8 protein-coding genes are annotated in these 5,435 nt (G+C 69.9%); 3 read left to right on the top strand and 5 right to left on the bottom strand.

Going from position 1 to position 5,435, the window contains the following annotated elements:
* The first annotated feature begins 307 nt into the window (after positions 1-307).
* Positions 308-466, top strand: a complete 159-nt coding sequence (locus ACOADB_RS19945) for a DUF5679 domain-containing protein (RefSeq protein WP_168618186.1) — start codon at positions 308-310, stop codon at positions 464-466.
* Positions 467-625: 159 nt separating this feature from the next.
* The gene (locus tag ACOADB_RS19940) at positions 626-1,540 is read left to right on the top strand and encodes a hypothetical protein (protein WP_378602487.1); all 915 of its coding nucleotides are present in this window, start codon (positions 626-628) and stop codon (positions 1,538-1,540) included.
* A gap of 12 nt (positions 1,541-1,552) precedes the next feature.
* Here the strand turns inward: ACOADB_RS19940 and ACOADB_RS19935 are convergent, their stop codons facing one another.
* The 5 genes from ACOADB_RS19935 to ACOADB_RS19915 all read right to left on the bottom strand — a co-directional run bounded on the left by ACOADB_RS19935 (position 1,553) and on the right by ACOADB_RS19915 (position 4,979).
* Positions 1,553-1,717: a hypothetical protein gene (locus ACOADB_RS19935; protein WP_378602484.1), complete on the bottom strand. Its 165-nt coding sequence runs from the start codon at positions 1,715-1,717 to the stop codon at positions 1,553-1,555.
* A 149-nt stretch (positions 1,718-1,866) separates the two neighbouring features.
* On the bottom strand, positions 1,867-2,025 hold the full coding sequence (locus tag ACOADB_RS19930) for a hypothetical protein (protein ID WP_162251469.1): 159 nt from the start codon (positions 2,023-2,025) through the stop codon (positions 1,867-1,869).
* Positions 2,026-2,096: 71 nt separating this feature from the next.
* Entirely contained in the window at positions 2,097-2,363 is a 267-nt protein-coding gene (locus ACOADB_RS19925) for a WhiB family transcriptional regulator (RefSeq protein ID WP_056707208.1), read from the bottom strand.
* Between the two features lie 152 nt (positions 2,364-2,515).
* Complete coding sequence (locus ACOADB_RS19920; RefSeq protein ID WP_378602480.1) at positions 2,516-2,770, bottom strand: hypothetical protein; 255 nt, start codon at positions 2,768-2,770, stop codon at positions 2,516-2,518.
* A gap of 124 nt (positions 2,771-2,894) precedes the next feature.
* Positions 2,895-4,979, bottom strand: coding sequence for an ATP-dependent DNA helicase UvrD2 (locus tag ACOADB_RS19915; protein ID WP_378602477.1), 2,085 nt, complete (start codon positions 4,977-4,979; stop codon positions 2,895-2,897).
* A 75-nt stretch (positions 4,980-5,054) separates the two neighbouring features.
* On the opposite strand from ACOADB_RS19915, the gene ACOADB_RS19910 reads away from it, so the two are divergent.
* Complete coding sequence (locus tag ACOADB_RS19910) at positions 5,055-5,315, top strand: mycoredoxin (protein ID WP_378602474.1); 261 nt, start codon at positions 5,055-5,057, stop codon at positions 5,313-5,315.
* The last annotated feature ends 120 nt before the right edge of the window (positions 5,316-5,435 follow it).

Genomic DNA, 5,435 nt, shown 5'->3' with positions numbered 1-5,435 from the left:
GGCGAGGTGGTCGACCGCCGCGACCCACGACGCCGTCATCTCGTCGCTCATCGCGTTGCGCAGGTCCGGCTGGTCCAGGACGAGCATCGCAACGCCCTCCGAGGGCCGCTCGAGGCGCAGATGGACCAGATCGGGGGCGTCAGATGAATTCAGAGCCGATTCAGACATGCGGGGCACGTTACTGCGCCTGCGAGGCGGCGTGCCGTAGGGTCAAGGAGGTTTGGAGCGCGTCTCCGAACTCCGACGGGCTTCCCCCAAGGTCCCCGTCGCGACGACCGAACGAACGACATTGAGCAAGGAGGCCGTCATGGCGGAGACCTGGAGCGGCGAGTTCTACTGCGTGAAGTGCAAGGCCAAGCGCGAGGCGAGTGGCGAGGTCAAGGTCAACGACAAGGGCACCCGGATGGCCAAGGCCGTCTGCCCCGAGTGCGGCACGAACCTCAACCGCATCCTCGGCAAGGCCTGAGTTTTTCCTCTGGATTGACGCAGTCCGACAGACCGAACGTCGCGGGCGGCTCCACCTCGGTGGAGCCGCCCGCGGCTCGTTTTGCGCCTCCACCCCACCCCACTGGCCGCCTGTGGAGGAGCGCCGCCGGCCGATCCGGTTCGGTGGCACCCTGCTGCCATGCCCGAGCCCGGCACGCTCACGCCACGGATCCACCACCTGACCCTGCGCCCCGGAACCCCCGTGATGGCGCGGTCCCCCGGTGTCCTGCAGGTCGGCCTGGACGAGCCAGCCGTACGCGTGGACGACGAGCCCGACGTACGCCGTGTGCTGGCCGCACTCGCCCGCCCCGGTGGCGTTCCGGCGGGCGAGGAGCTGCCAGACGCCGCCACCGCCCTCCTGCACCGCCTCGAACGAGCCAGGCTCCTGGTCGAGGTCCCGGACGCCGAGGTCCGCCCCGACCCCGCGCTGGTCACCCTGCGGGCCCAGTTCGGTCCCGATGCCGTACGACGCCAGGCGGGCCGCGACGCTGCCATGATCGCCGTCCGCGCGGACCCGGCGACGGCAGCGCATCTGACACCGCTCCTGGACCGGGCGGGCCTGCACCATGTCACCCGCCCGGTCGGTCACCACGCCGGCGATCCGGGTGACCTCACCACAGCAGCGCACCTGATCGTCACGACCGGGCCCCTCGACCGCTCCCTGCTGGACCCGCTGATCCGCAGCTCGGTCCCGCACCTGCTCGTCACGGGTGCGGCCACCGGTCGCCGGGTCGGCCCGTTCGTCCACCCCGGCCTGACCGCCTGCCTGCGGTGCGTGGACGCACACGAGGCGCTCCACGACGCCCGGCGACCCCTGCTGCTGTCCCAGGCGGCGCGGGCAGCCGCTGACCAGCCACCGCCGGTGGATCCGCTGCTCGACCAGATCGCCCTCGCCTGGGCCGTCCGGGACCTGCTGCGCTACCTCGAGGGCGACGAGCCGAGCACGTGGTCGGCGACGGTCGACATCGGCCCGGTCGCCGCGCCGGAGCGGGTGCGCTGGGGACGCCATCTGGACTGCGGCTGCGCGTGGGACACGATCACGCAGTTCCCGTGAAGCACCGCTCCCCTACCACCACTCACTGTCGAGCTTGGCCTCCATCGAGCGGAGGTACTCCCGCGAGCACTCGTCGCAGTAGCGACGGACCCGACCGCGCTCGACCGCGGTCGTCCAGGTCACGGGCGCGTCCTCACCCTCGGCCCGCCGGCCGCAGAAGTCGCACGTGACGGTCATTTCCCCAGCGTAGGCCCGGGAACGCAGAAGGGGCCGGACCCGACCTTGCCTGTTTGGCGGTCAGTTCCGGCCCCTTCCCTTTTCACCCGCGATCAGGTGGTCCTCCGGGGAGGTGTCTCGTGAGGTCCTGGCGGAACCTCACAGGTTGATCACAGAGCGCGAGCGAGGGCGAGACGGGCCTGCTGCGCTGCGCGCTCGGCCTTGCGGCTCAAGCGCCGGGCGCGGACCACACGAGTGGCCACGCGCAGCTGCTGCGCCTCTCCCAGGCGCGTGACCATCTGCTCACGCGCCAACTGTTCGTTCATCATCTGAAACATGGTGGTACTTCCGTTCTGAGTGGCCGAGATCAATCTGTGGGTCTTGGTGGTGCGGGTGTGGACTACGCCGCGGCGTCCTTGCGCGGACGTCCCCGGGGACGCTTGCGCGGGATCACCACGCCGGCGAGGAACAACTCGCCGCCCCAGACGCCCCACGGCTCACGCCGCTCCTGGGCGCCGGACAGGCACAGCTGCTGGACAGGGCAGTCCAGGCACAGTGCCTTCGCGGACTCGACGTCCGACGGTGACTCGGCGAACCACAACTCCGCATCGTTCAGCCGGCACGGCAGCAGCTCGTCCAGCGTCGGCTCGAGAACACTGGTCGTCATCTGCTTTCACCTCCTCTTCAATGACCTGATCGCGTTGGTCGATTTCCTTGAGGGGATCTGCGACTCCGCGTTCTCGGTCTGAGAAGCACGAAGGCCGCGGATCCCGGTCTTTCGGGTTCCGCGGCCTGGAGGCTGCCTTTCTGATGCTCAGATCAGACAGGTGGGCTCCAGGCGTGGAAACCAGAGACGTACACGGCGTTGAAGCCGCGGTGTCCCGTGCCGGTGAGGGCGCGCTCTCGCTTGACGGCCGGAACGGCCTTGATGTCAGTGGCCACGGCGTCAACGGCGGCGCTGAACGGAGCAAAAGCAGCGTTCGGAGCCGTCGGAGCAGAGGTGGCGCAGTCGAGTGCGGACAGCGTGAGCTGCCAGGTCGCCATCGGGATCGGAATGATCGTCATGTTCTTCATGGTGTCGCCACCTCCTTCGGTGCCTTGAGAGCGCGAGCCGTGCCAGGGCTCTGATGCGCAACGGATGTTGTCTGACGACCGTAATGGCCGTGTATCAGGACGCGCAAATCATTTATTGGGTTTTTCAAGGTTTTTCTGAAACAACCGCGAGAACGGCCTCTCCGTACCGCTCAATCTTCGTTTCGCCGACCCCGCTGATCGAGGCGAGGGCCGCCATGGTGGCGGGCTTGTGCTCGGCGATCAGCTCCAGCGTGGCGTTGGTGAACACGACATACGCCGGCAGTGGCTTGCCGTCCTCGCCGCTCTCCCGGGCGGTCTCGAGGCGCCAGGCCTTGAGTCGCTCGAAGAGCGCCTCGTCGTACCGCATCGGGTGGTGGGAGCAGCGCCCCCGCTTCTTCTCCGCCGCGCTCGCCAACGGCTGCAGGCACTCGCGGCACCGCGCGACCTTGGTGGGCCGCCGGTTCGCCTGCGGGCGCTGGGCCTCGGGCAGCATCGGCACCAGGAAGCGCGAGGGCTGGCGCCGCGCTGCCTGTCCCGGGTTGCGGGCAGCGGCCCAGGACACCATCAGGTCCTGGCGCGCCCGGGTCATGCCGACGTAGAGCAACCGCCGCTCCTCCTCGACCGCACCGGGAGGCGCACCCTCCTGGCTGGCGTAGACGAACGGGAGGGTGCCGTCCTGGACGCCGCAACAGAACACCGCATCCCACTCCAGGCCCTTGGCGGCGTGGAAGGTCGCGAGCGTGACGCCGTCAGCGGTCGGCGCGTGCTGCTCGCTCGCCCGGCGCTCGAGGTCGGCCACGAAGGTCGTCATCGACGCCTCGATCCCGTCCTCGGTCGAGAACTCCTCGGACTGGTCCACGAGCGCCTGGAACGACTCCCAGCGGTCCCGGACCTGTCCCCTGCTCGTCGGCGGCGCAGCGGTCCACCCCATCGACGCCAGCACCGCCTTGACGATGTCGAGCCACGGCCCGGAGTCGGCGTCACCCGAGCGCGCCGCTCCGCGCAGCCGGGTCACCGCCTCACGCACCTCGCGGCGGTCGAAGAAGCGCGCGGCACCCCGGACGACGTACGGAATGCCCCGGTCGGTCAGCGCGTCCTCGAAGGTCTCCGACTGTGCGTTGATCCGGAACAGCACGGCCATCTCGCCGTACGACGTCCCGGCGCGATGCAGCTTCGCGATCCGGTCCGCGACGCTGGCCGCCTCGGCGACCTCGTCCGGCTCGCCGACGTAACGGACGGCGGAGCCGGTCGCCTGCTGCGAGCGCAGGTCGACGCCGGCGCTGGGCGTGCCCGCGAGCAGCCTGTTGGCGACCTCGACGATCTGCGGGGTCGAGCGGTAGTTGCGCACCAGCTCGATCGAGGTGGTGCCGGCGTAGCGCTTCGGGAAGTCCCGCAGGTAGGTCGCATCGGCGCCGGCGAAGGAGTAGATCGTCTGCGCCGGGTCGCCGACGACGCACAGCTCGTCGCGCCCACCGAGCCACAGGTCGAGCAGCGCCGACTGGAGCGGCGAGACGTCCTGGAACTCGTCGACCACGAACCACTTGTACTGGCGCCGCACCTGGGCCGCGACGCGCTCGTCGCCGGCGAGCACACCGGCCGTCAGCAGCAGCACGTCCTCCATGTCCATCCGGCCCTGGTCGCGCTTGACCTCCTCGTAGGCCGCGAACACGCGGGCAATGTCGGAGGCCGAGTGGCCGTCGATGCTGCGACCCTTGGTCGGCGCGATCCGCGCGTAGACGTCGGAGCCGACGTTGCTGACCTTGGCCCACTCGATCTCGGAGGCCAGGTCGCGCAGCAGCGCCTGGTCGCCGCGGACGCCGATGTTGCGGCACGCGCCGGCGATCATCGGGATCTTCGACTCGGTCAGGACCGGCAGCTCGGTGCCGTAGACGTGCGGCCAGAAGTACCGCAGCTGGCGCAGGGCGGCGCTGTGGAAGGTGCGCGCCTGGACCCCCGGGGCGCCGAGGGTGCGGAGCCGCTGGCGCAGCTCACCGGCAGCCCTTGTGGTGAAGGTGACGGCGAGGACCTCGGACGGGGCGTAGACACCCGCCTGGACGCCGTGCGCGATCCGGTGGGTGATCGCCCGGGTCTTGCCCGTGCCCGCACCGGCCAGCACCCGCACCGGGCCGCGCAGGGTCTCGGCCACCGCACGCTGCTCGGGGTCGAGCGCGGAGAGGAGTTGCTCGATCGACGAGGACACCGTGGACATCGGTGGGAACATCTCCTTCGCGCACATGGTTGGGTCGAAGATCAGACCCTAGACCGCAGAGGCGACACTTCAGCGATGAGCACCAGCACCTTCACGATGTACACCACTCCGTGGTGCGGCTACTGCCACCGGCTCAAGAGCCAGCTCGACCGCGAAGGCATCGCCTTCGACATCGTCGACATCGAGCAGGTGCCGGACGCCGCCTTCGTCGTGGAGCAGGCCAACGGCGGCAACCAGACGGTCCCGACCCTCGTGTACGCCGACGGGAGCGCGCAGACCAACCCGAGCGTCGCGCAGGTCAAGGCCAAGCTCGCGACGCTCGCGGTCGTCGAGTAGCCCGAGCCGCCTCACCAGCTCCCGGGCAACGCTCCGCCGTACCAGTCCTCGATGAGGGAACGGCTGATCGAGACACCGCCGGGCAGCACCAGCGACCCGTCCTCGGCGCCCGCCCGCATC

Origin of the sequence: Nocardioides sp. CPCC 206348, from assembly GCF_048654705.1 — a bacterium.
In the GTDB taxonomy this organism is placed as follows: Bacteria; Actinomycetota; Actinomycetes; order Propionibacteriales; family Nocardioidaceae; genus Nocardioides.
The sequence above is the reverse complement of the archived record's forward strand: the minus strand, read 5'-3'. Positions and strand labels throughout refer to the sequence as shown.